This is a genomic window from Mesorhizobium sp. M7A.F.Ca.US.008.03.1.1 (assembly GCF_003997495.1).
In the GTDB taxonomy this organism is placed as follows: Bacteria; Pseudomonadota; Alphaproteobacteria; order Rhizobiales; family Rhizobiaceae; genus Mesorhizobium.
The window spans coordinates 70,534-92,488 of record NZ_RZRU01000011.1; the positions used below are offsets into that span (position 1 = coordinate 70,534).

Below are 21,955 nucleotides of genomic sequence, written 5' to 3' on the forward strand. Positions count from 1 at the left end.
CGTTCAGGCACTTTGCTCTACAGGCCGCCGCATCTTGCCGAACAGCCGGAAGAAATTATCCGTGGTCAGATCGGCGATTTCAGCTTCGCTGACGCCGATTGTTTCGGCCAGCACCTTGGCCGTGTGCGCGACATAGGCCGGCTCGTTGCGCTTGCCGCGAAACGGGATGGGCGCCAGATAGGGCGCATCGGTTTCGACCAGCAGTCGGTCATGCGGGACATCGGCGGCAATGGCGCGCAATTCAGCTGAATTCTTGAAGGTCAGGATGCCCGAGAACGACACGTAGCCGCCGAGAGCGACGCCCACCTCGGCAAGCCGGCGTCCGGAAGAAAAGCAATGCAGGATGAAAGGGAAGGCGCCCTTCCCTGTTTCGTCTTCGAGGATGGCTGCCATGTCGTCGTCGGCGTCGCGCGAATGGATGACCAGCGGTAGGCCGGTCTCGCGCGCGGCCGATATGTGGGTGCGAAAGCCTTGCGCCTGCGCATCGCGGGGCGCTTTGTCGTAGAAGTAGTCCAGCCCGGCCTCGCCGATGGCCACCACTTTCGGGTGCGCGGATAGCCGCACAAGCTCCTCGACCGGGATATCCAGCTCTTCGGCCGCATTGTGCGGATGGGTGCCGACAGAGCAATAAACTTCGTCGAAAGTTTCAGCGATCTCAAGCACTTGGGGAAACCGCTTCACGCGTGTCGAGATCGTCACCATACGGCCGATTCCGGCGGCTAAAGCGCGGGCGACGATGGCCGCCCGCTCCTCGGCGAAGTCGGGAAAGTCGAGATGGCAGTGACTGTCGACCAACATCAGGCGTTCGCGTCCGGCTTTTCGACGTAACGCGGAAACACCCCTTCCGGTACGGGCAACGCAGTGCCGGGCACGAGCGCATGGTCCGCGTGGACATGCGCGAAATCGCGGCTCTCCGCCGGCACCGCCAACAGGTCGAGCAGTTTCGCGGCTGATCCCGGAGTGAAGGGCTGACACAGCACCGCCACGCGGCGCACCACTTCGGCGGTCGTCCACAGCACCGTTTCCATGCGCGCCGGGTTGGTCTTCTTCAACGCCCATGGTGCCTCGCCGGCAAAGTAGCGATCGGCTTCCGCCACCACGCCGAAGATCGCCGCCAGCGCCAGATGGATACCCTGCTCGGCCATCGCCTTGCGCGCGGTGTCGAGAGCGGCGACGGCCTGGTCCAGGATCGCTCTGTCGGCATCCGTCAGCTCGCCGCGCTGCGGCACCACGCCGCCGCAGTTCTTGGCGATCATCGACAGCGAGCGCTGCGCCAGGTTGCCGAGACCATTGGCAAGGTCGGCATTGGTGCGGTTGACGATCGCGTCATGGCTGTAGCTGCCGTCGTTGCCGAAGGGCACCTCGCGCAGGAAGAAGTAGCGCACCTGGTCGAGACCGTAGTGCTCGACCATCGCGAATGGGTCCACGACGTTGCCAACCGATTTCGACATCTTCTCGCCGCGGTTGAACAGGAAGCCATGCGCGAAAACGCGCTTTGGCAACTCGATGCCTGCCGACATCAGAAATGCCGGCCAATAGACCGCATGGAAGCGGACAATGTCCTTGCCGATGATGTGCGTGGCCGGCCAATAGCGCCATTGCTCCGCCTTTGTGTCGGGATAGCCGGCGGCGGTGATGTAATTGGTCAAGGCGTCGACCCAGACATACATCACATGCTTGTCGTCGCCTGGCACCGGCACGCCCCATTTGAAGGTCGTGCGCGAGATCGACAGATCCTTCAGCCCGGACTTGACGAAGCTCATCACCTCGTTGCGGCGCTCGGTCGGACCGACGAAGTCGGGCTGGCTCTCATAAAGGGCCAGCAATTTGTCCTGATAGGCGGAAAGCCGGAAGAAATAGCTTTCTTCCTCGTTCCATTCGACGGGCGAGCCAAGCGGCTCACGACGCACGCCGTCGTCGCCGAGCGTCGTCTCGCTCTCGTCGAAATAGGCTTCCTGGCGCACCGAGTACCAGCCGCTATAGCGGTCGAGATAGATGTCGCCATTGGCGGCCATCGCCTTCCAGATTGCCTGGCAGGATTCGTAGTGGCGCGGTTCGGTCGTGCGGATGTACTGGTCATTCGAGCCGCCCATCGCCTCGGTCATGGCGCGGAAAATCGCCGAATTGCGGTCGGCCAGCGCCAGCGGCGTTATGCCTTCCTTCTCGGCCGTCTGCTGCATCTTGAGGCCATGTTCGTCGGTGCCGGTCAGGAAGAAGACGTCCTTGCCGTCCAGGCGCTGGAAGCGAGCCAGGGCGTCGGTTGCAATGACCGTATAGGCGTGGCCGATATGCGGCTTGCCGTTCGGATAAAAGATCGGGGTGGTGATGTAGAATTTATCGCGTGACATGAATGAACCGTCATGAATGTCTGAATGGAAAGGCGTGGCGGTGGATATCGTATCGAGGCAGCATTTGCCATCCCGATCCCAATGCATGCCGCCCAAAAGTGGTCCCGGTTTTGGGGCCAACGGCATGCATCGAAGGCCGTCACATTCGCATTGCAGAATTCAGGCGGTCGATCATGATCAAGGCGTGCTGCTTCTTGTCGAGATTGTAGGTATCGGTCTCAGATATAGCGTCCCGCGCCTCATGCCAAGTGTCCGACAGCGTTTTGGCCCGTGCGAGATCGCCCGTTAGTGCTGCCTGGCTTGCCGCGTCCGACAACAGGTCCAGCGCCCGGCGGTTGAAGATATCGAACTGGATCGCCTGATCGCGGCCGGCCACGGCTTCGGCGAGGCGGAACGCGCCGCCGACATCGCTCTTTTTTCCGGTGACCAGGGCGTCGAGCGTGGAGGCGATCTCCAGCCCGCCATACTGCGTCAGCAGGATGGCGTTGCGGGCACTGCCCCCTGCCCGCTCGACCAGTGCCGCGCGCGCCGCCGGGTCGTCAGGCGGCGCCGGCTCCGTCATTTCCAGCACCGTCATCAGGTCGTCGGCGTCGAGCGGGCTCAATCGCACCACCTGACAGCGCGACCGGATCGTCGGCAACAGGCTGCCCGGCGCGTGGACAATCAGGATGAACAGCGTCCGTGCCGGCGGCTCTTCAAGGTTTTTCAGCAACGCATTGGCGGCGTTGGCGTTCATGTCGTCGGCCGGATCGACGATGACGACCCGGTAGCTGCCGTCATGCGAGGTCAGCGACAGGAAGCGGCTGACCTTGCGGATCTCATCGACGGTGACGACAGTCTTGAAACTCTTGGTCTTGTCGTTCAGCGGTCGGGTCAGATGCAGCACCGAAGGATGCGCCCCGGTGGCGATCTGGCGAAACAGCGACGACGCCGGATCGGGAGCGGCAAGGCTTTCCGGCGCCTGCGCAAAATCCGGGTGCTTCAGCAGATGATGCGCAAGGTGGAAGGCCAGCGTCGCCTTGCCGATGCCGACTGGCCCGGAGAAGATCAGCGCATGCGGCAGCTTGCCCGCGCGATAGGCGGCGGTGAGCACGCCTGCAGCCTGGCCGTGCCCAACCAGAAGGGGCGTTTCGGAGGGCTCCGGCACGCCGTCGAGCGTGTCGTGCTGCTCGGGTGCGATGCGATCGAAGATCATGCCGGCGTCGCCTGCCTGTCGCGTGCCGGCGCTCTCGCCGCCAGCGCCGCGAATACCGCCGCGGTGACGACATCCTCGACCACATCGGGCACGGCGGCTGCGTCGACCACGATGCAGCGCTCCGGCTCGGCCTTGGCGATTGCCAGAAACGCCTCGCGGCGGGCCTGGTGGATTGCCAGCGTCTCCTTTTCAAAACGGTCGGCGACTGCCTCGGTGCCGCGCCGCAGCGTTGCGCGCCTCAAGCCTTCCGCTGGGTCGATGTCGAAGATCAGCGTCATGTCCGGCATCATGCCGTTGATGGCGACCTGTTCCAGCGCATCCATGAACGCCGCATCGATGCCGCCGGTGACGCCCTGATAGACGCGTGAGGAATCGAGGAAGCGGTCGCAAAGCACGATGGAGCCACGCTCGACCGCCGGCCGGATCACCTGCTCGACATGATCGGACCGCGCGGCGGCGAAAAGCAGCGCTTCCATCTTCGGCCCGAACGGTTCGGCGGCGCCTGAAAGCAATACGTGCCTGACCGCTTCGGCGCCAGGCGAGCCGCCGGGTTCGCGGGTAAGCAGCACATCGTATTTCTTGGCGCGCATCTTCCTGGCCAGCCGCTCGATCTGCGTCGACTTGCCTGCCCCTTCGCCGCCTTCGAAGGTGATGAAAAAACCGCGTGCCAACCGAGAGGCCTTCTTGTCCATGGCTGAATGGGATTGTAGCGCTCTAGATAGTCCGCGTTCGGTCAAACGTCCATGCCGTCAATTTTTTGCCCTTATGCATGTCGTTCCCCAAAACCATCGCTGGTTTTGGGCGACGTGCGTTAGCGCAGCCAGCCGATCGCAAGTTCCTTGACTGCATCGAGAGCGCGCTGCGGCAGTGTGCCGACGCCGATCGATTCGGCGGCGAAAAGCGGCGTCTCCTGGCTCAGCGTATCGCCGATCCAGACGCGCAGCGCGCCCACTGGCTGCCCCTCCTCCACGGGTGCCGCAACCGGGCCGTTGTAGACGATCCTGGCGGTCAGCTTGTCGCGATTGGTGATCGGCAGGAAGATGTCGATCGGCCCCTTGGCCTTCAGCGTCACGCCGGATTTCGCACCGCCAAAAACCTCGGCCTCGCCGACCACCTCGTCCTTGGCGAAAATCTCGGTCTTCTCGAAGGAGCGGACGCCCCAGTCGAGCAGCTTTCGCGCCTCCTCGGCACGCTCCCTGTCCGAGGCCAGCCCGCTCATCGCCGCGATCACCCGTGTGCCGTTGTGACTGACCGTACCGACGATGCCGAAGCCGGCTGCCTCGCTCGCACCGACCGCCAGGCCGTCGGCGCCGATGTCCATCGCCAGCAGCGGATTGCGGTTCCTCTGCGAGATCTTGTTCCAGGTGAAATCCTTCTCGCTGTAATAGCGATAGAAATCCGGATAATCGCGCCACAGGTGCAGGGCAAGCTGCGCCAGCTCGCGCACGGTCGTCTGCTGGCCATCCGCCGGCAGGCCGGTCGAATTGACGAAAGTCGACGTCTTGAGGCCGATCTGGCGGGCACGCTCGGTCATCTGCGCGGCAAAATTGTCCTCGGATCCCGACATGCCTTCGGCGATGACGATGCAGCCGTCATTGGCCGCCTGCACGGTCACGCCCTGAATCAGGTCCTCGAGCCGAATCGACGACTTGAGCTTGGCGAACATCGTCGATGTTCCCGAAGGGGCGCCGCCCTTGCGCCAGGCGTTCTCGCTGACCACGAACGTATCGTCGAGCTTCAGACGGCCGGACTTGATGGCGTTGAAAACCACTTCCATGGTCATCAGCTTGGCCATCGAGGCCGGTTGTATCGGCTTGTCGGCATCCTTGGAAAACAGCACCGTCCCGGTCTCGGCGTCGATCATGAAGGCCTGTGCGGCCTTGGTCTCGAACAGCTGCGCTCCGGCCGGAGCCTGGAAAAACAGCAGCAAGCCAAAAACCAGAAGCCCGGCGAGAGGCGGGAGCAAGCGAAATTGCATGATGTTCGACCCATTGGCCGGCACCGCCGGCAAGCCCGCGAAAAGTATCAGGCTTTTTGCACGGCGGATCAATCGCGCTGCGGAAATCCGACTAGGCTTGCGCTCAGTTGCGCACAACCAGCGCATCGGGCGCGCCATGCGACCACGCTGCTTGCAGCAAATCATCCAGATTGCGGTGGCCATCGGGATAGAGATTGACCGAATACCAATCCTCGCCATCGAGTTCCGAGCGCTGGATCTCGATCTTGCCGTATGCCGCAAGCTGAGCGGCAATACGCTTAGCCTCCGCCGCATCTTCGAACGAACCGGCAGCGACATAATCGGTGGATGGACCGGCCGGTGGCGGCTGCCGCTTCCACGATTGGAGCACGTCGGCCGGCGACATGCCGTCGCCACCCATCGCGGCGAAGGCATTTGAGGCGCGTTCGACCCGCTCGTCGGCATAGGACAGCGAGGCCACGGCAAACGGCGATTGCGGCGGCAGATTGATCTGCGGGCGCTCCGGCACGATCGGGCCGAAATCCGGAAGCGCCAGATCGCCATAGGCCGAGGACTGCGTCGACATGACCGGCTGGACAGCGCCGGAATCGGTCAACTGGCCCGGAAACGGCACGGCGGCGGCGCCCGCAGGCAGGCTTGGCGACGGCCCGTTCATGGCGACCATGACGCCGGTCGGCAGTCCATCCGACGGGTCTGGCGCCCTGTTGCCGGGATGGTAGGAAGCCATCAGATACTGGTCGTCATCGCCGTCGAGCGGCGCGCGGCCGACATATTCAACCTTCACCTGAGCGGTGCCGGTGTTGGCATAGTCAAGCATCTGGGCAGCGCGCTCCGACACATCGATGATGCGGCCTTCGTGATATGGGCCGCGATCGTTGACGCGAACGATGACCGAACTGCCGGTCTTGAGATTGGTGACGCGGGCATAGCTTGGCAGCGGCATGGTCGGATGCGCCGCCGTCAGATGGGTCATGTCGTAGACTTCGCCATTGGCGGTAAGCCGGCCATGGAAGGCATCGCCATACCAGGAGGCCAGGCCGACCTTGGCGTAGCGCTTGTCTTCCTTCGGGTAATACCACTTGCCGCGGACCTGATAGGGTTTGCCAAGCTGATCCCTGCCGCCGCCACGCTGGATGCGCCCATTCTGGGAGATCACACGCGGGCTTGCCTTCACGCCATATTCGGATTCGGCGAAATATTCCTTGGAGCGGGTCTTCTTGTGAACCATCGCTTTCGGCTCAGGCTGCGACGCGCAGGCAGCCAGCAAGGCGGCCGACATGGCAAACAACGCGACTGTAGCAGCGCGACGAAGGCGCGGTTGCGCAACAGCCTGCATTTTCCCGATATCCCCTTAGTCTTGAGCTAAGACGCCGCATCCAACTGTCGGAGAAGCCGAAACACTCACCCGACAAATACCAACGACCCTTTGACCCCGATCCTTTGTGCGCAGGAATTGCTTATCACGGTATTAACCGATTGTGGCCGCAACCGGGCAAGATTGTGGCGTCTCCACCGTGAGAGCTCTCTGAAAAGTAACGGTTTTCGTGCTTCCATGCGAGAGATGTGATGCCCTCTGCCGCAGAGAGCCTGGCTTAGCTCCTGCCATGCCATGCCTGCCGGTTGACGGTTCTGCCGGGCAGCGGACCGACCGTTCGGAACAAAGAAATGCGCCGCTAGTTTCATCCGCAGGGCACTCCAACAGAAGGACGAGCATGATGAAAATGGCTTCGATAATCGCGATCGCAATGTCGCTTACTGCCGGGGCTGCAATCGCCGCATGCCCGGACAAGTCGGCTTCCAACGCAGGGACGGATGCCGAACAGACCGCTGGTATTTCGAAAGATGGAACTCACGCGCCTTTAGAGACCCCGAAAGCCTCCGACAGCGCGGGCAAGCCAGCCGCCAAGGATGGCGCCACAATGCCATTGGCGGGGGCTGAAGGCGGCGGCGACAAGAATCTTGCAACCTCGCAGCAGGACATTGAGGCGCAGCAGCATGGTGATAAGGCCGCGGCGGCAAAGGCGGACGAAAGCTGCAAAGACTGAGGAACACGCAGGCCGGAGCCGATATGCAGCTTCGGCCTTCCTCAGGAGCACTGTTCCCTTGGAAAACTGGATTTTTGGGGAAATACCGCAGCTATCCCGAGAGGCGGGCGGTGGGGATTGCCCAGCCTCGCGCCCAGTTCCAAGGATGGTTCTGGTCGATGGCAGGTCCGCGCACTTGCCTGGGCTCCTGCGCGGAAGCACTGCAGCGCGTCAGGCTTCTCGTGTTCGCGCAAAACTGCACATCGCCAGTCGGCGGGCTCCTTCTTGATGCACCATTGGGATCGCGAGGGTTCCGGTGCTCGATTCCGACACGCTCAGGGCCTGCCAGGACACCAGGAAGCGACACAGCGGTGGTTGACGCAGCCCTCAATGCCGCTTTACAGGAATGGTGCGTGAACCAGCCGGGAGCGCCTTCGGCGCCGATCCGGTGCCAACAGGCCGAACGAGTTGGCCCCGCGCTACCCAAGTGGTTAAAAAATCACGATGGAGGAATGGCCGAGCGGTTTAAGGCACCGGTCTTGAAAACCGGCGTGGGTGCAAGCTCACCGTGGGTTCGAATCCCACTTCCTCCGCCAGAATCTTAGCTATCTTGCTGCAATAAGATCGTTTTTCGGGTTTTCCTTATTTGGCGCCTAGCTCAGCGCCTAACGTCCACGAACGATGAAGCCCGCCACCGTGAGGCAGAGTCATTTTGGATGGTCGCTGATTCTTATTGCATTGCCTTTTTAGGAAGCCCTAATATCACGGCGTTGAAACCGGCACTCTGGGGAGGAAGTATCATGCCTAAGGTTTCGGATCTCTTTTTTAAGACCGCTATCGTGTGGCTTATCCTGGGGATAGGCGCCGGATTGCAGATGGCAATCTCGGGCGATCATGGTGCCTTTCCGGCGCATGCACATATCAATCTTCTCGGATGGGTTACGAGTGCAATTTTCGGCGGCTATTACGCCCTTAACCCGGCAAAGGCGGCCCGTAAAATCGCGATGATCCATTATGGCCTGTATACGGCCGGATTGGTGGTGATGCTGCCAGCGCTCTATCTGATGCTGCAAGGCAACCCGGCGTTTGAGCCGATCGTCGCTGGCGGCTCATTGATCGTAGCTGCGGCCGTCCTGATATTTGCCTTCGTGGTTTTCTCAGCTGGTAGTGTGCGTTCGGTATCTGGGTTATCGCCCGCTACGCTCTAGATTCGCAGAGAAGCCCGCAACCGTGAGGTAGCGGGCCAAACGCGACATGTTTCAGGCTGCGCCGCCTTCCGAAGCCTTGACCGCGTCTTCCAAATGCTTCTTCCGGCAGGAACGACCAGAGCAGCGCGTCAATGTCTCCAGTCTGGAGGGCGCCGTTTTGCCGGTGGCGAACTCTTTCAAGAACTCGGCCTTAGCAACGATAGGCGCACACCGGCTTCGCGCTAAACGCCTCAATCCCCGCTTCGGCAGTGGGGACTGCCACAACCGAAAGCCAGCCTGTTCCAAGGTCGTTTCAACGTCGAGCAAGATTAGTGGCTCGTCTCCAGAACCAAGCTGCTTTCCATGGTGAATTGCACCCCTACATCCGCGCCGAAACGCGCCACCCGCACCTTAATTCCATCTAATTTATCAAGCAGTTGTGACACGGCGCACGATGGCGAGGCGGCGGACGATCTGGATAATTTCTACACTGCCCAGTTTGCGGTCAGCAGGTCGACATGCGCTAGGTAATTGGGCACGAACAGTCAAAGCACAAGCCGCTATTGTCGCCGGCAGAGTAACCCCGCCGCACCCGGCGTTAGACGTCTGTGCGCAACCATTGATCGCGTTCTGCGTTGTTGCTCGCTTGGCGAGTGGAGATAGCGATAATGTGGATTTTGGGGGCAGTTTGTATTGGATTGGCGTTAGCCTTGTCTCTGGGGTGGGCTTTGGGACTTTCGAAATAGGTGCGTCGCGCCGGCCGCTCCATCGTTCTCGGTTCCGGGACAAACAAAAGCCCGCCACCTTTCGGCAGCGGGCGGAGTTGTGGTGTCGCCAAGTATAGCCCAGTGATAGTAACAGGAGCGCGGTGCGCGCTGCTGCCAAGGACTAGCCACTGACAGTTGATGAGATGGGCGACGCCGTCACCGACGACAGTCGCTCACGCTTCGTGAAAACGGGCTTCTGATAGGTCTTCTTCATCGATCTTCCCCCTTTGCCAAATCTTTCAGTCCGTCAGCCTCTGCCTTGGAGTCGGCTGCGTGTCAATCGGGCAGCCCTCATGTCCCTTCATTGGTAAGCGGTCTCGACCGCACAATGCTCAAATCAAATTTGGTTGGAAGGTCGGGCCCCGCCTTGTTGATGGCGGTGGTGGTCATCCGATGGACGGGCGGGATGATTACCATCCGAACGTTTCGTTCAGGCCAGAGCGGCGCCCCGAAAATCAGGAAAGCGACTGCTACCAGGACGATGACCAACCCCGCTGCAAATGCGTTCGCAATGACCTCACCAAGCTGCATGCGCTCTCCGTGAATGATTACCCGCCACGCCAAGCGAGCCGTGGCGGGTAATCAACGCCGGCGATGAAGGGACGATGATCGACGGCCACGTTCTAAAATGTCGAAAAGGCTGTGTTGTTTCAGGGTCAGACCTTTGCGCCTCGGCATCGGGCTTTAGTCGGACCCAAGCAAGCCTTTCGCGTAGCGTCATTGGCAGAGGGCTGGTGTAGCGCACGAGCATATAGGCCCGTCACTGATCAGCAATGACGGGCCCTGCCTCGAGACCACTTGGCCCGGGGGTGTAAGCCAAGCTACCAACCGAACTTCATTTTCAGAGCCAGGTTCCCTTGGTCAGCAAAAATCGGAGTTTCAGGTACGCCCCCGTTCCGAGCCGTCGCGTTCGGCGACATTGCTCGCACCTTCCGCGCGTCGGCGCCCTTACGCAAAAGGCCGGGCCTTTAGCCTTTGGAAAGAGAGATGTGTTTCTTCTCGACGGAGCAGGCGGCGCGCCGGCAGCATGAGGCGAATCGATGGATATCTTCGGCATCAAGGCACTATTGATCTGCGCGCTGATCTTCATTCCGTTCGAACATCTGTTTGCCGAGCGGCCGCAGAAGATCTTCCGCAAGGGTTTCGCTGTCGATCTGATCTATCTGCTGTTCAACGGCTTCATCATAAAGCTGGCCATCGTCATGATGGCGGCAGGCGCCCTCGGCGCCGCTGCGATCCTGGTCCCGCAATCGATTACGCAAGCCGTCAGTGGTCAGCCCGTCTGGCTGCAGGTTGCGGAAATCATCGTGATCACCGACATCGGCGTCTATTGGGCACATCGGGCCTTCCACAAAATCCCCGCGCTTTGGAAATTCCATGCCGTTCACCATGGCATCGAGGAACTGGACTGGCTCGGTGCTTTCCACAATCATCCGGTCGACATCATCGTCACAAAGGCAGTATCGCTGACGCCGGTCTATTTCCTCGGTTTCTCCGACGCCTCGATCGCCCTCTTTTCGATGATCTACTTTGGCCACACGATGCTTGTTCATTCAAACGTGCGGATTCCGTTCGGCCCCTTGAAGTGGCTGATCGCCAGCCCGCAGTTCCATCGCTGGCACCATGCCAACCAGCGCGAAGCCTATGACAAGAACTTCGCCGGGCAGTTGCCTTTCCTCGACATGCTGTTCGGCACCTACAATCCCACCGGTGACAAGGTGCCGGACAAGTACGGCGTCGACGATCCGATCCCTTCCACCTATTTCGGTCAGATCAGCTATCCGCTCCTGCGCCGCAGGAAGCCATTGAATCGGACAGCGCCGAGCACGAAAACACCACCGGAAGGCTTTTCGCCTCGAATCGGCTAACCTTCTAGGCATGAACGAGACCTCACTCTATGCGCCGGTGAAGCGGTTTCTCGAAAGCCTCGACTTCGTCGTGAAAGGCGAGATCGGCGGCTGCGATATCGTCGCGCTGCGTGAGGGCGAGCCGCCGATTGTCGTCATTTGCGAGCTGAAGCTGCAGTTCAATCTGGAACTGGTGCTGCAAGGTGTCGATCGCGCCGCGGTCTGCGACGAGGTGTGGCTGGCCGCGCGCATGTCGGCTCGCGGCAAGGGACGCGAAAGCGACGCCAGGTTCCGTAATCTCTGCCGCCGGCTTGGTTTCGGCCTGCTTGGCGTGACCGCGACGGACCGGGTCGAGGTGCTTCTCAGCCCGATCGCGCCGGCGCCGCGCAAGAATGCCCGCCGGCGCTCTCGCCTGGTCGACGAGCACCAGCGCCGTCGCGGCGATCCCGTTGCCGGAGGAGGATCGCGCAATCCGATCATGACGGCCTATCGCCAAAGCGCCCTCGCCTGCGCTGCCGCCATGGTGGATGGACCGAAGCGCCCGCGCGATCTGAAGGCGCTGACGGCGATCGCGCCGAAGATCCTGCAGCACAATGTCTATGGCTGGTTCGCGCGCGTCGACCGTGGTCTGTACGACCTTACGGATGCCGGCCGTGCCTCTTTGGTCCGTTGGCCGCAGGCATCGCACGACGAATCCCGACACGCAATTTTGAACGCACCGGCCATATGATTGAAGATTCCCGCAGCGCTCGAGGCGGTCCGCTCGGTTGATTTCTCCGACAAAATATGTTGCTTGTCCCGCCCATGAAGAAGCTCTGCATGACCGCCCTGGCGTCAGTGACACTGAGTTTTCCAGCCAGCGCAATGGACAATGCATTGCGCGCCGGCCTGATGAAACTCGATCCCCAAACCCGTCTTGAACAGCGTTGCGACGCCGAAGTGCTCGATCGCATCACCCATGACGATCGCAAGTTCAAAGCCGATCGCGTCGTAGCCTACGCCTTTGCGACGCCCGAGATGGGTGCCGATGCAATCAAGAGCTCGGGTGCTGCGTTTCGCAGCAAGGGGCAGTGGTACAGGCTGAAATTCAAGTGCCAGACCGCACCGGACCATATGGAAATCTTGCAGCTCCGCTACCGGATCGGCGACGAGATTCCGGAAGCCGACTGGGCAAAGTATAATCTCTACGATTGATTTGTGATCGACATGGTTTTGCCTGGCTGTCGGCGATTGCCGCGAGCCTTGGTGCCGGCTTGACGTAACGATGCTTGGGTGCCGGCGCCACGCGTGATCCCTTGACGCCAAGGGACCACCAAGTTAGGGCCTCTGGATAATCGACGAACACTCGGCAAAATCAGCAAGGGCTTCCGGTCGATGGACATTTTTTTCAGCGCTGCCAGCCTGACCGCCCTGCTCCAGGTCATCGCCATCGACCTTGTGCTGGCCGGCGACAATGCGATCGTCATCGGCCTTGCCGCTGCAGGCCTGCCGGCTGACCAACGCAAGAAGGCGATCCTCATCGGCGTGATTGCGGCAACGGTGCTGCGCATCGGTTTTGCCGCCGTTACCGTCAAGCTGCTGGCGATCGTCGGCCTCCTGCTGGCCGGCGGCATCCTGCTGCTGTGGGTCTGCTGGAAAATGTACCGGGAGCTACGCACGTCACATGCCGATGAGCTGGAAGCGACCGAGGCGCTGTCGAATTCGGACCTCAACAGTGACCAGGCGGTCGCCGGCAAGACGAAGCGAAAGACCCTTGGCCAGGCTGCCTTGCAGATTGTCATCGCCGATGTGTCGATGTCGCTCGACAACGTGCTGGCGGTGGCTGGAGCGGCGCGTGATCATTTTCCGGTGCTGGTCATCGGCCTTGTGCTGTCGATCGCGTTGATGGGGCTGGCCGCGACTTTCATTGCCAAGCTGCTGCATCGCCACCGCTGGATCGCCTATGTCGGCCTGCTGATCATACTCTATGTCGCGCTGGACATGGTCTATCGTGGCGCGGTGGAAGTCTGGCCACATGTAAACAACGTGGTCGGCTGAGGCTGGCGGACATCCACGTTTTCGCTCCGTGGAAGCAAGATCGCCGTGCGTTTTGCCGCATCGCGGGCCTGCCCATACCAATGCCGCAATAAGTGTGGTACTGCGCCGGCAATCCTGAAAAGCCCGGAAACCCCCTATGTCCGCTCCTCGCGTGAGTTTTGTCAGTCTTGGATGCCCGAAAGCCCTTGTGGATTCGGAGCGCATCATCACGCGCCTGCGCGCCGAAGGTTACGAAATCGCGCGCAAGCATGACGGCGCCGACCTCGTCGTCGTCAACACCTGCGGCTTTCTCGATTCCGCCCGCGACGAGTCGCTCAACGCCATCGGCTCAGCGCTTTCGGAGAATGGCCGGGTGATCGTCACCGGTTGCCTGGGCGCCGAGCCGGACGTCATTCGCGAAAAGCACCCCAACGTGCTGGCGATCACCGGGCCGCAGGCCTATGAGAGCGTGATGGCTGCGGTCCATCAGGCCGCACCGCCCTCGCACGACCCCTACATCGACCTGCTGCCGCCACAGGGCGTCAAGCTGACGCCGCGCCACTACGCCTATCTCAAGATTTCCGAAGGCTGCAACAACCGCTGCACCTTCTGCATCATTCCCGCACTGCGTGGCGACCTCGTCTCGCGGCCGGCCGCCGATGTGCTGCGCGAAGCCGAGAAACTGGCCAAGGCCGGCGTCAAGGAACTCCTGGTCATCTCGCAGGACACCAGCGCCTACGGCATCGACATCAAGTATCAGACGTCCATGTTCGGCGACCGTGAAGTGCGCGCGAAATTCCTCGATCTTTCGGAGGAACTAGGCAAGCTCGGCATCTGGGTGCGCATGCACTATGTCTACCCCTACCCGCATGTCGCCGACGTCATCCCGCTGATGGCCGACGGCAAGATCCTCCCCTATCTGGATATCCCCTTCCAGCACGCCTCGCCGCAGGTGTTGAAGAACATGCGGCGACCCGCGCATGGCGAAAAGACGCTCGAGCGCATTCGCGGCTGGCGCGAGGTCTGCCCGGATCTCGCCATCCGCTCGACCTTCATTGTCGGCTTCCCCGGCGAGACGGACGATGATTTCGAGATGCTGCTCGACTGGCTCGACGAAGCCAAGATCGACCGCGCCGGCTGCTTCAAATACGAGCCGGTCCGCGGCGCCCGCTCCAACGATCTCGGTCTCGAACAGGTCCCGCAGGAAATCAAGGAGGCGCGCTGGCACCGCTTCATGCAGCGCCAGCAGAAGATTTCGGCGACGCAGCTGGCCAGGAAGGTCGGCAAGCGCCTGCCGGTGCTGATCGACGAGGCGAATGGCACGTCGGCAAAGGGCCGCACCAAATACGACGCGCCCGAGATCGACGGCTCGGTGCACATCCAGTCGCGCCGGCCGCTACGCCAAGGCGATATCGTCACCGTCAAGATCGACCGTGCCGATGCCTATGACCTCTATGGTTCGGCGGTCTGACGGGCCGTATTTACTACATCTGGCGATAATTCAGCCGTCTTAACCCGCGCAGCCGCGATCCGCTCTATGGTTTGCTGACCGTAGATGCGGGAAATGTGGATGAACACCAGATCTGCGGAACAAAATCATATCGCAACGCTGGACCTGCTCAGGCTTGGGGCAGCACTTGCCGTCGTGTTCTTCCATTATTTCTTTCGCGGCGCTGCCGCCGAAGGCTACCTCGCGCAGGGTTATCCGCTTGCGGCACCGTTCGCCCTCTACGGCTATCTCGGCGTCAATCTGTTCTTCCTGATCAGCGGTTTCGTCATTGCCTGGTCGGCGGAAAACCGCAACTGGGCCCAGTTTGCGATCGCGCGGTTCGTTCGCCTCTATCCGGGCTTCCTGCTCTGCATGACGATCACCTTCGCGATTGTCTTCCTTGTCGGGTCGCCGCTGCTTTCGGCCTCTTTCGTTCAGTATGCCGCCAATCTGTCGATGTTCGCGCCGGCGTTCGGCCAGCCCTTTATGGACGGCGTCTACTGGTCGATCGTTCTTGAGCTCGTGTTCTACGGCTGGGTGACGGTGGCGCTGCTCACCGGGCTGTTTCAGAGACGCAAGCTGGAATTGATCTTCGTGTGGCTGGCGATCTCGGCCTTGAACGAGCTCTTCATCGGCAGCGGCGCCGCCAGGCTGCTGTTCATCACCGAGTTCGGACCGTTCTTCGCCGCCGGCGCGCTGGTCCACCACCTGCATGCTCATGGCCGTTCATTGCCTGCAATGCTGCTGCTTGCCGCCGCGTTCCTGATCTCGTGCGGAACGCTGTCGGTGACGCAGCACTGGATGCTTGGCCACTACGGCATTGCCGTTGCCTCGGCCAATCTCGTCGTCGCCAACGTCGTCATGCACGCGGCCTTGATCGGCGCGGTGCTGCTGCGCGACCGTGTCAGGGCATCGGGGCTCACCCTGGCGCTGGGCGGGCTGACCTATCCGCTCTATTTGCTGCACCAGGAGATCGGCTATCTCGCAATCAATGCGGCAACGCCCCTTGTCGGCAAATGGTTTGCCGCCTTCGGCTGCGTCGCGCTCATGCTCTTCGTTTCGTGGGCGATCTGGCGCAACTGCGAACGACCCGCGCAGCGGCTGCTCAGGGTTTGGCTCGGCCGCGCGGTCGATGCCAGCCTGGCACGGTTTCGTCGCGTCTCTGCCGGAGCACAGCCCGCCGAATGAAAGAGGGCGCCTCGCGGCGCACTCCTCATTTCGATCTCTTGCGCTGCTTACTGCGGCAGCTTGTCGTCGACGCCCTTCACATAAAAGTTCATGCCGAGCAGCGTACCGTCGTCGGAGACTTCGCCATCCTTCAGCCATGGCGTGCCGTCCTGCTTGGCAATCGGTCCGGTGAAGGGGTTCCAGCCGCCGGCGATCTTCTTTTCCGTGGCTTCGGCCATCGCCTTCACGTCGTCGGGCATGTTGGTGTAGGGGGCGAGCTTGACTGCGCCGTCCTTGATGCCGAGCCAGACATTGTCCGGCTTCCAGGTGCCGTCGAGGGCTGCCTGGACCCGGCTGATGTAGTACGGACCCCATTCGTCGGTAAGTGAGGTCAGCTGAGCGTTCGGGGCGAACTTGATCATGTCGGAGGATTGGCCGAAGCCGTGCAGCTTGCGCTCCTGGGCCACCTGCAGGGCAGCGGTCGAGTCGGTGTGCTGGACGATGATATCGGCGCCCTGGTCGAACAGCGCCTTGGCGGCGTCGGCTTCCTTGCCCGGATCGAACCAGGAATTCACCCAGACGATCTTGGCCTTGAAGTTCGGGTTGATAGACTGTGCGCCGAGCATGAAGGAGTTGATGCCCATCACCACTTCGGGGATCGGGAAGGAAACGATGTAGCCGGCGACGCCAGCCTTCGATTCCTTGGCGGCGATCTGGCCGAGCACATAGCGGCCCTCATAGAAACGCGCATTGTAGATGCCGAGATTGTCAGCGGTTTTGTAGCCGGTGGCGTGCTCGAACATCACTTTTGGGAATTTCTTGGCGACCTTCACTTCCGGGTCCATGAAGCCGAAGGAGGTGCCGAAGATGATCTTGCAGCCTTCGCGTGCCAGGCGCTCGAAAGCACGGTCGGCGTCGGGGCCTTCGGAGACGTTTTCGAGATAGGCGGTCTCGACCTTGTCGCCGAGCGCCTTCTCCACCTCGAGACGGCCCTGGTCGTGCTGGTAGGAGTAGCCGAAGTCGCCGATCGGGCCGGTGTAGACCCAGCAGGCCTTCAACTTGTCCGCGGCCTCGGCCGTCGCTGCCAGCGACATGGCGGCGGTCGTGGTCATCAGGGCAATAAGCAGTTTTTTCATTGTGTTACCTCTCTGAGTTAAGCCTTGGAGCTTCCCGTTTGTTTTTGTTGTCAACGATCCGGAACGAATGGCTGCCCCAAGGAAGCCGGCGTGTTCATCATCGTCAGACGCTTGTTGCGCGAGATTAGAACGAGAACCACGACGGTTGCCAGATAGGGCAGCGAAGAAAGGAACTGTGAGGGCACCGGAATGCCAAAAGCCTGTGCATGAAGCTGGCCGATCCACACTGCGCCGAAGATGTAGGCGCCGGCCAGCACCCGCCAAGGCCGCCAGGAGGCGAACACCACCAGCGCCAGCGCGATCCAGCCGCGGCCGGCACTCATGTTCTCGACCCATTGCGGCGTGTAGACCAGTGAGAGATGGCCGCCGGCAAGACCGGCACAGGCGCCGCCGAAGATGACCGCGAGGTAGCGATAGCGGATCACCTTGATGCCAAGCGCATGCGCCGAGGTGTGGCTGTCGCCGATCGAGCGCAGCGTGAGCCCGGTCCGGGTCTTGAACAGGAACCACATGACCGCTGCGGTCAGCGCAATCGAGATGTAGAAGATCGGATCCTGCCCGAACAGCAGCCTGCCGACCACAGGGATTTCCGTCAGGCCGGGAATGTAGAGGTTGGGCAGCCTTTCGCCGGGCTGGCCGACGAAGCTGGTGCCCATCATGCCGGACAGGCCAAGGCCGAGCAGCGTCAAGGACAGGCCGGTCGCCACCTGGTTGGTGGCCAGCGACAGTGTCATGACGGCAAACAGCAGCGAGAACACCGCGCCCATGGCGATGGCCGCCAGAAGGCCGATCCAGGGTGATCCGGTGAGATAGGTCGCGCCGAAGCCGCCGACGGCGCCCATGATCATCATGCCTTCGACGCCGAGGTTGAGCACGCCGGAGCGCTCGACCACCAGCTCGCCGATTGCCGCGATCAGCAGCGGCGTTGCCGCGGTGGCGATGGTCAGAAGGATGTTTACGGTGATGTCCATTAACGGGCTTCCTTCAGCTTCGGTGCGGCTTCGAGTTTGGCCACGCCTTCCGGTTTGGTCAGCGCCAGGCCGATCACCCGGATGCGGTAGTGGATGAGCGTGTCGCAGCCGAGCACGAAGAACAGCAGCATGCCCTGGAACACCCGCGCCACCTTGTCGGAGATGCCGAGCGCGCTCTGCACCGCCTCGCCGCCGAGATAGGTCAGCGCCAGCACCAGGCCGGCGGCGACGATGCCGAGCGGGTTGAGGCGGCCAAGGAACGCCACGATGATGGCGGTGAAGCCGTAGCCGGGCGAAATGACGGGCTGCAGCTGGCCGATGGCGCCGGAGACTTCCGAGATGCCGGCAAGTCCCGCCAAGGCACCGGAGAGCAGGAACGCGAAGAACACCATGCGGTTGAGGCCGAAGCCGGCGAAGCGCCCTGCCCGCGGGCTCGAGCCCAGCACGCGCACCTCAAAACCTTTCAGCATGCGGCCCATCAGGATCCAGACCAGCACCGCGGCGACCAGCGCGAAGACAAAACCCCAGTTTGCCCGTCCGGCATCCGGCATCAGTTCCGGCAACACGGCCGAATCGTTGAACTGGATGGTCTGCGGGAAGCCATGGCCCTGCGGATCGCGCCAGGGGCCGCGCACCAGCCAATCGAGGAAAAGCTGCGCGACATAGACCAGCATCAGGCTGGTCAGGATCTCATTGGTGCCGAAGCGCGTCTTGAGCAGAGCCGGGATCGCCGCATAGGCAGCACCTCCGACCATGCCGAGCAACAGCATCAGCGGCAGCACCAGCGGGCCTTCGAACTGCGGAAACAGCACCGGAACCATCGAGCCGACGATGCCGCCGAGGATGAACTGGCCTTCGGCGCCGATGTTCCAGATGTTGGCCTTGTAGCAGACCGACAGGCCGACGGCGATCAGGATCAGCGGCGCGGCCTTGATCGCCAGCTCATGCAACTGCCAGACCTGGCTGATCGGCTCGATGAAATAGATATTGAACGCGGTCAGCGGATTGACACCGAGCAGCGCGAACATGACGGCGCCGGCAATGATGGTCAGCGCGAAGGCAATGAACGGCGACAGGGCCGAAAACAGCATGGAACGCTGTGGGCGTTTGACGAGTTCGAGGCGCATCATGCCGTCTCCAGCGTGTGTTCGGCGTGGCCTGGTTCGGCGCCGCCCATCAGCAAGCCGACCTTCTCGAAGGTCGCCTCGGCGATCGGCATCGGCTTCGACAGCTCGCCATTGTGCATGACCGCGATTGCATCCGATATTTCGAACAGCTCGTCGAGATCCTGGCTGATCACCAGTACCGCCGATCCGCTGCGCGACAACTCGATCAAGGCCTGGCGGATATGAGCGGCGGCGCCCGCGTCGACGCCCCAGGTCGGCTGGTTCACCACCATGACGCTTGGCCGGCGGTCGAGTTCGCGGCCGACGATGAATTTCTGCAGATTGCCGCCCGAAAGGGCCGCGGCCTCCGGATCCGGCGCACTCTTGCGCACATCCATCGCCTCGATGATGCGTTGGGACGCGGCTTGGATGGCGGCGCTCTTGACCATTCCGCCGGAACCGACGAACGCCTTGCCGTCGGTGGCATGGCGCGACAGCAACAGGTTTTCGGAAAGCTTCATGCGCGGTGCGGCACCGTGGCCGAGGCGCTCCTCCGGCACGAAGGCAGCGCCCAGCAGTCGGCGTCCGGTGATGGTGAGGCCTCCCGCATCCCTGCCGCGAATGCGCACCGAGACGGCATCCTGCTGCAGCACTTCGCCTGAAACGGATTCGAAGAACTCGCCCTGGCCGTTGCCGGCGACGCCGGCGATGCCGATCACCTCGCCGGCGCGGACGTTCAGGTTGATGCCCTTGAGCGGTATCGAGAACGGCGTTGCCGGCTTGCGGCTGAGGTTGCGGATTTCGAGCAGCGGCAGCGCGGTGGCGATGCCCTCGACAGGCGCGCGCACCACAGCCTGCACCTCATTGCCGACCATCATGCGGGCCAGCGAAGAGGCTGTTTCCTCACGCGGATTGCAGTGGCCGACCACCTTGCCGTGGCGCAGCACCGTGGCGCGGTCGCAGATGCGTTTGACCTCTTCGAGCCGGTGCGAGATGTAGAGGATGGATTTGCCTTCCGAGCGCAGGCGCTCCAGTGTCTCGAACAGCTTGTCGGCTTCCTGCGGCGTCAGCACCGAGGTCGGTTCGTCCAGGATGATGAGCTGCGGCGTCTGCAGCAGGCAGCGGATGATTTCGATGCGCTGGCGTTCGCCCACCGACAGGTCGCCGACAAGCGATTCAGGATCGAGCGGCAGGCCATAGCTGAAGGAAAGCGCCCTCGCCTTCGCCGCGATGCTGCTGATCGGCGAGCCGTCGTCCAGCGATAGCGCGATGTTTTCGGCCGCGGTCAGCGCCTCGAACAGCGAAAAATGCTGGAACACCATGCCGATACCGAGCTTTTTCGCGACACCGGGGCTGGAAATCCTGACAGCCTGTCCGTTCCAGAAGATCTCGCCGGCATTGGGCTCCAGCGAGCCGAACAGCATCTTGACCAGCGTCGACTTGCCGGCGCCGTTTTCGCCGAGCAAGGCGTGGATTTCACCCCTGGCGATGTCGAGATCGATGTGATCGCACGCCGTCAGCGTGCCGAATATCTTGGTGAGGCCACGCACCTCGAGCAGGTTCGTGCCGTCCTGATTTGCACTCACAGTGCCTCCCATCTGGTTAGCCAGATATGTTCTGTGTTCCCGCAGACATGGTAGGCGCGGCCGGCTCTCATCGGAAAGCGGCACACGTCTTGAAAGAGCTTCAAGAATTTCAGCGGAAATTCAAGGGATAGCAAGGCAGAACGAACTAAGGGATGAGAATGGTCGTCCCTGTGGTCCTGCGGCCCTCAAGGTCGGAATGCGCCTTGCCGGCGTCCTTGAGCGCGTAGCGCTGGTTGATCTTGATCTCGACCGCGCCGCTGAGCACGACCTCGAACAGGGCGGCAGCAGAAGCGTCGAGGTCCTCGCGTTTTGCGTTGTAGACGAACAGTGTCGGCCTTGTTGCGAACAGCGAGCCCTTCTGTGCCAGCAACGACATGCTGAACGGCGGTATGGGTCCCGATGACTGACCAAAACTGACGAACATGCCAAGCGGCCGCAGGCAGTCGAGCGAAGCCGGAAATGTGTCGTTGCCGACCGAATCGTAGACGACGTCGCATTTTTTGCCGCCGGTGATGGCAGCGACGCCGGCAACGAAATCCTGTTCCTTGTAGTTGATGACATGATCGAAACCATGCGCCCTGGCGAGCTCGATCTTGTCGGACGAGCTGGCGGTGCCGATGACGGTGGCGCCGAGGTGTTTTGCCCATTGGCCAAGGATCAGCCCGACGCCGCCTGCCGCGGCATGGAACAGGATCGTGTCGCCGGCCTTCACTTTGAACGTCCGCCGAAGCAGATATTCCGCGGTCATGCCCTTCAGCATCATCGCCGCGGCCTGTTCGTCGCTGATGCCATCCGGAACCTTGACGACGCGGCTGGCATCGATGACGCGCTGTTGCGCGTAAGCCCCCGTCGTCACGGCATAGGCGATGCGATCGCCCGGATTCAGCCAGTCGACGCCCTGGCCGACCTCCAGCACCACGCCGGCGGCTTCGCTGCCTGGCACAAGCGGGAAGCCGCCGGGTGGCGGATAAAGGCCCGAACGGTGATAGACATCGATGAAATTGAGGCCGATCGCGGTGTGCCGGACCAGGATCTGCCCGGATCCCGGCTGGCCGGGGTCAGCGTCCTCATAGGTCAGAACTTCCGGGCCGCCATTGGCGTGGATACGGATCGCTTTGGACATTGCTAGGCTTCCTGT

19 protein-coding genes and 1 tRNA gene are annotated in these 21,955 nt (G+C 61.9%); 9 read left to right on the forward strand and 11 right to left on the reverse strand.

Annotated elements, in window-relative coordinates:
• Positions 1-3 precede the first annotated feature (3 nt).
• From EOA16_RS16905 to EOA16_RS16930, 6 genes are all read right to left on the reverse strand, one after another.
• Positions 4-798: a TatD family hydrolase gene (locus tag EOA16_RS16905; protein WP_127259283.1), complete on the reverse strand. Its 795-nt coding sequence runs from the start codon at positions 796-798 to the stop codon at positions 4-6.
• Entirely contained in the window at positions 798-2,348 is a 1,551-nt protein-coding gene (metG, locus tag EOA16_RS16910) for a methionine--tRNA ligase (protein WP_127259284.1), read from the reverse strand. Before metG ends, EOA16_RS16905 begins: the two co-directional genes overlap by 1 nt.
• A 139-nt stretch (positions 2,349-2,487) precedes the next feature.
• Positions 2,488-3,543, reverse strand: a complete 1,056-nt coding sequence (locus EOA16_RS16915; protein ID WP_127259285.1) for a DNA polymerase III subunit delta' — start codon at positions 3,541-3,543, stop codon at positions 2,488-2,490.
• Positions 3,540-4,214: a dTMP kinase gene (gene tmk / locus EOA16_RS16920; RefSeq protein WP_164754288.1), complete on the reverse strand. Its 675-nt coding sequence runs from the start codon at positions 4,212-4,214 to the stop codon at positions 3,540-3,542. Before tmk ends, EOA16_RS16915 begins: the two co-directional genes overlap by 4 nt.
• 140 nt (positions 4,215-4,354) lie before the next feature.
• The gene (locus EOA16_RS16925; RefSeq protein WP_164754289.1) at positions 4,355-5,521 is read right to left on the reverse strand and encodes a D-alanyl-D-alanine carboxypeptidase family protein; all 1,167 of its coding nucleotides are present in this window, start codon (positions 5,519-5,521) and stop codon (positions 4,355-4,357) included.
• 103 nt (positions 5,522-5,624) lie between these two features.
• On the reverse strand, positions 5,625-6,857 hold the full coding sequence (locus EOA16_RS16930; protein ID WP_127259288.1) for a septal ring lytic transglycosylase RlpA family protein: 1,233 nt from the start codon (positions 6,855-6,857) through the stop codon (positions 5,625-5,627).
• A 376-nt stretch (positions 6,858-7,233) separates the two neighbouring features.
• Between EOA16_RS16930 and EOA16_RS16935 the strand changes: the two genes are divergently transcribed.
• From EOA16_RS16935 to EOA16_RS16985, 9 genes are all read left to right on the forward strand, one after another.
• Positions 7,234-7,566, forward strand: a complete 333-nt coding sequence (locus EOA16_RS16935) for a hypothetical protein (protein WP_127259289.1) — start codon at positions 7,234-7,236, stop codon at positions 7,564-7,566.
• 485 nt (positions 7,567-8,051) lie between these two features.
• Positions 8,052-8,141 (forward strand) — tRNA-Ser (locus EOA16_RS16940).
• 204 nt (positions 8,142-8,345) lie between these two features.
• The gene (locus tag EOA16_RS16945; protein ID WP_127259290.1) at positions 8,346-8,753 is read left to right on the forward strand and encodes a hypothetical protein; all 408 of its coding nucleotides are present in this window, start codon (positions 8,346-8,348) and stop codon (positions 8,751-8,753) included.
• Between the two features lie 1,786 nt (positions 8,754-10,539).
• Positions 10,540-11,367: a sterol desaturase family protein gene (locus tag EOA16_RS16960; RefSeq protein ID WP_127259293.1), complete on the forward strand. Its 828-nt coding sequence runs from the start codon at positions 10,540-10,542 to the stop codon at positions 11,365-11,367.
• 10 nt (positions 11,368-11,377) lie between these two features.
• Positions 11,378-12,076, forward strand: coding sequence for a DUF2161 domain-containing phosphodiesterase (locus EOA16_RS16965; protein WP_127259294.1), 699 nt, complete (start codon positions 11,378-11,380; stop codon positions 12,074-12,076).
• A gap of 56 nt (positions 12,077-12,132) precedes the next feature.
• Positions 12,133-12,540, forward strand: a complete 408-nt coding sequence (locus EOA16_RS16970; protein WP_164754291.1) for a DUF930 domain-containing protein — start codon at positions 12,133-12,135, stop codon at positions 12,538-12,540.
• Between the two features lie 180 nt (positions 12,541-12,720).
• Entirely contained in the window at positions 12,721-13,383 is a 663-nt protein-coding gene (locus tag EOA16_RS16975) for a TerC family protein (protein ID WP_127259296.1), read from the forward strand.
• A 136-nt stretch (positions 13,384-13,519) separates the two neighbouring features.
• Complete coding sequence (rimO, locus tag EOA16_RS16980) at positions 13,520-14,833, forward strand: 30S ribosomal protein S12 methylthiotransferase RimO (protein WP_127259297.1); 1,314 nt, start codon at positions 13,520-13,522, stop codon at positions 14,831-14,833.
• Positions 14,834-14,932: 99 nt separating this feature from the next.
• A complete protein-coding gene (locus EOA16_RS16985; protein WP_127259298.1) occupies positions 14,933-16,039 on the forward strand; it encodes an acyltransferase in 1,107 nt (368 codons plus the stop codon).
• A 47-nt stretch (positions 16,040-16,086) separates the two neighbouring features.
• On the opposite strand, the gene EOA16_RS16990 is transcribed toward EOA16_RS16985, so the two are convergent.
• The 5 genes from EOA16_RS16990 to EOA16_RS17010 form a co-directional block, all read right to left on the reverse strand.
• Entirely contained in the window at positions 16,087-17,154 is a 1,068-nt protein-coding gene (locus EOA16_RS16990) for a BMP family ABC transporter substrate-binding protein (protein ID WP_127259299.1), read from the reverse strand.
• Between the two features lie 50 nt (positions 17,155-17,204).
• Complete coding sequence (locus tag EOA16_RS16995; protein WP_031213469.1) at positions 17,205-18,125, reverse strand: ABC transporter permease; 921 nt, start codon at positions 18,123-18,125, stop codon at positions 17,205-17,207.
• Complete coding sequence (locus EOA16_RS17000) at positions 18,125-19,255, reverse strand: ABC transporter permease (RefSeq protein WP_127259300.1); 1,131 nt, start codon at positions 19,253-19,255, stop codon at positions 18,125-18,127. The genes EOA16_RS16995 and EOA16_RS17000 overlap by 1 nt, the downstream gene beginning before the upstream one ends.
• Complete coding sequence (locus EOA16_RS17005) at positions 19,252-20,829, reverse strand: ABC transporter ATP-binding protein (protein ID WP_164754292.1); 1,578 nt, start codon at positions 20,827-20,829, stop codon at positions 19,252-19,254. The genes EOA16_RS17000 and EOA16_RS17005 overlap by 4 nt, the downstream gene beginning before the upstream one ends.
• Before the next feature lie 133 nt (positions 20,830-20,962).
• Positions 20,963-21,940 (reverse strand): quinone oxidoreductase, encoded by a 978-nt coding sequence (locus EOA16_RS17010; protein WP_127259302.1) that lies wholly within the window; start codon positions 21,938-21,940, stop codon positions 20,963-20,965.
• Between the last annotated feature and the right edge of the window lie 15 nt (positions 21,941-21,955).

Coding starts and splice junctions, on each gene's coding strand:
- EOA16_RS16930 (WP_127259288.1), bottom strand. CDS start 6,857: ATGCAGGCTGTTGCGCAACCGCGCCTTCGTCGCGCTGCTACAGTCGCG.
- EOA16_RS16970 (WP_164754291.1), top strand. CDS start 12,133: ATGTTGCTTGTCCCGCCCATGAAGAAGCTCTGCATGACCGCCCTGGCG.
- EOA16_RS16935 (WP_127259289.1), top strand. CDS start 7,234: ATGATGAAAATGGCTTCGATAATCGCGATCGCAATGTCGCTTACTGCC.
- EOA16_RS16915 (WP_127259285.1), bottom strand. CDS start 3,543: ATGATCTTCGATCGCATCGCACCCGAGCAGCACGACACGCTCGACGGC.
- EOA16_RS16995 (WP_031213469.1), bottom strand. CDS start 18,125: ATGGACATCACCGTAAACATCCTTCTGACCATCGCCACCGCGGCAACG.
- EOA16_RS16905 (WP_127259283.1), bottom strand. CDS start 798: ATGTTGGTCGACAGTCACTGCCATCTCGACTTTCCCGACTTCGCCGAG.
- EOA16_RS16960 (WP_127259293.1), top strand. CDS start 10,540: ATGGATATCTTCGGCATCAAGGCACTATTGATCTGCGCGCTGATCTTC.
- EOA16_RS16925 (WP_164754289.1), bottom strand. CDS start 5,521: ATGCAATTTCGCTTGCTCCCGCCTCTCGCCGGGCTTCTGGTTTTTGGC.
- EOA16_RS16975 (WP_127259296.1), top strand. CDS start 12,721: ATGGACATTTTTTTCAGCGCTGCCAGCCTGACCGCCCTGCTCCAGGTC.
- EOA16_RS16990 (WP_127259299.1), bottom strand. CDS start 17,154: ATGAAAAAACTGCTTATTGCCCTGATGACCACGACCGCCGCCATGTCG.
- EOA16_RS16985 (WP_127259298.1), top strand. CDS start 14,933: ATGAACACCAGATCTGCGGAACAAAATCATATCGCAACGCTGGACCTG.
- rimO (WP_127259297.1), top strand. CDS start 13,520: ATGTCCGCTCCTCGCGTGAGTTTTGTCAGTCTTGGATGCCCGAAAGCC.
- EOA16_RS16945 (WP_127259290.1), top strand. CDS start 8,346: ATGCCTAAGGTTTCGGATCTCTTTTTTAAGACCGCTATCGTGTGGCTT.
- EOA16_RS17010 (WP_127259302.1), bottom strand. CDS start 21,940: ATGTCCAAAGCGATCCGTATCCACGCCAATGGCGGCCCGGAAGTTCTG.
- EOA16_RS17000 (WP_127259300.1), bottom strand. CDS start 19,255: ATGATGCGCCTCGAACTCGTCAAACGCCCACAGCGTTCCATGCTGTTT.
- metG (WP_127259284.1), bottom strand. CDS start 2,348: ATGTCACGCGATAAATTCTACATCACCACCCCGATCTTTTATCCGAAC.
- EOA16_RS17005 (WP_164754292.1), bottom strand. CDS start 20,829: ATGGGAGGCACTGTGAGTGCAAATCAGGACGGCACGAACCTGCTCGAG.
- EOA16_RS16965 (WP_127259294.1), top strand. CDS start 11,378: ATGAACGAGACCTCACTCTATGCGCCGGTGAAGCGGTTTCTCGAAAGC.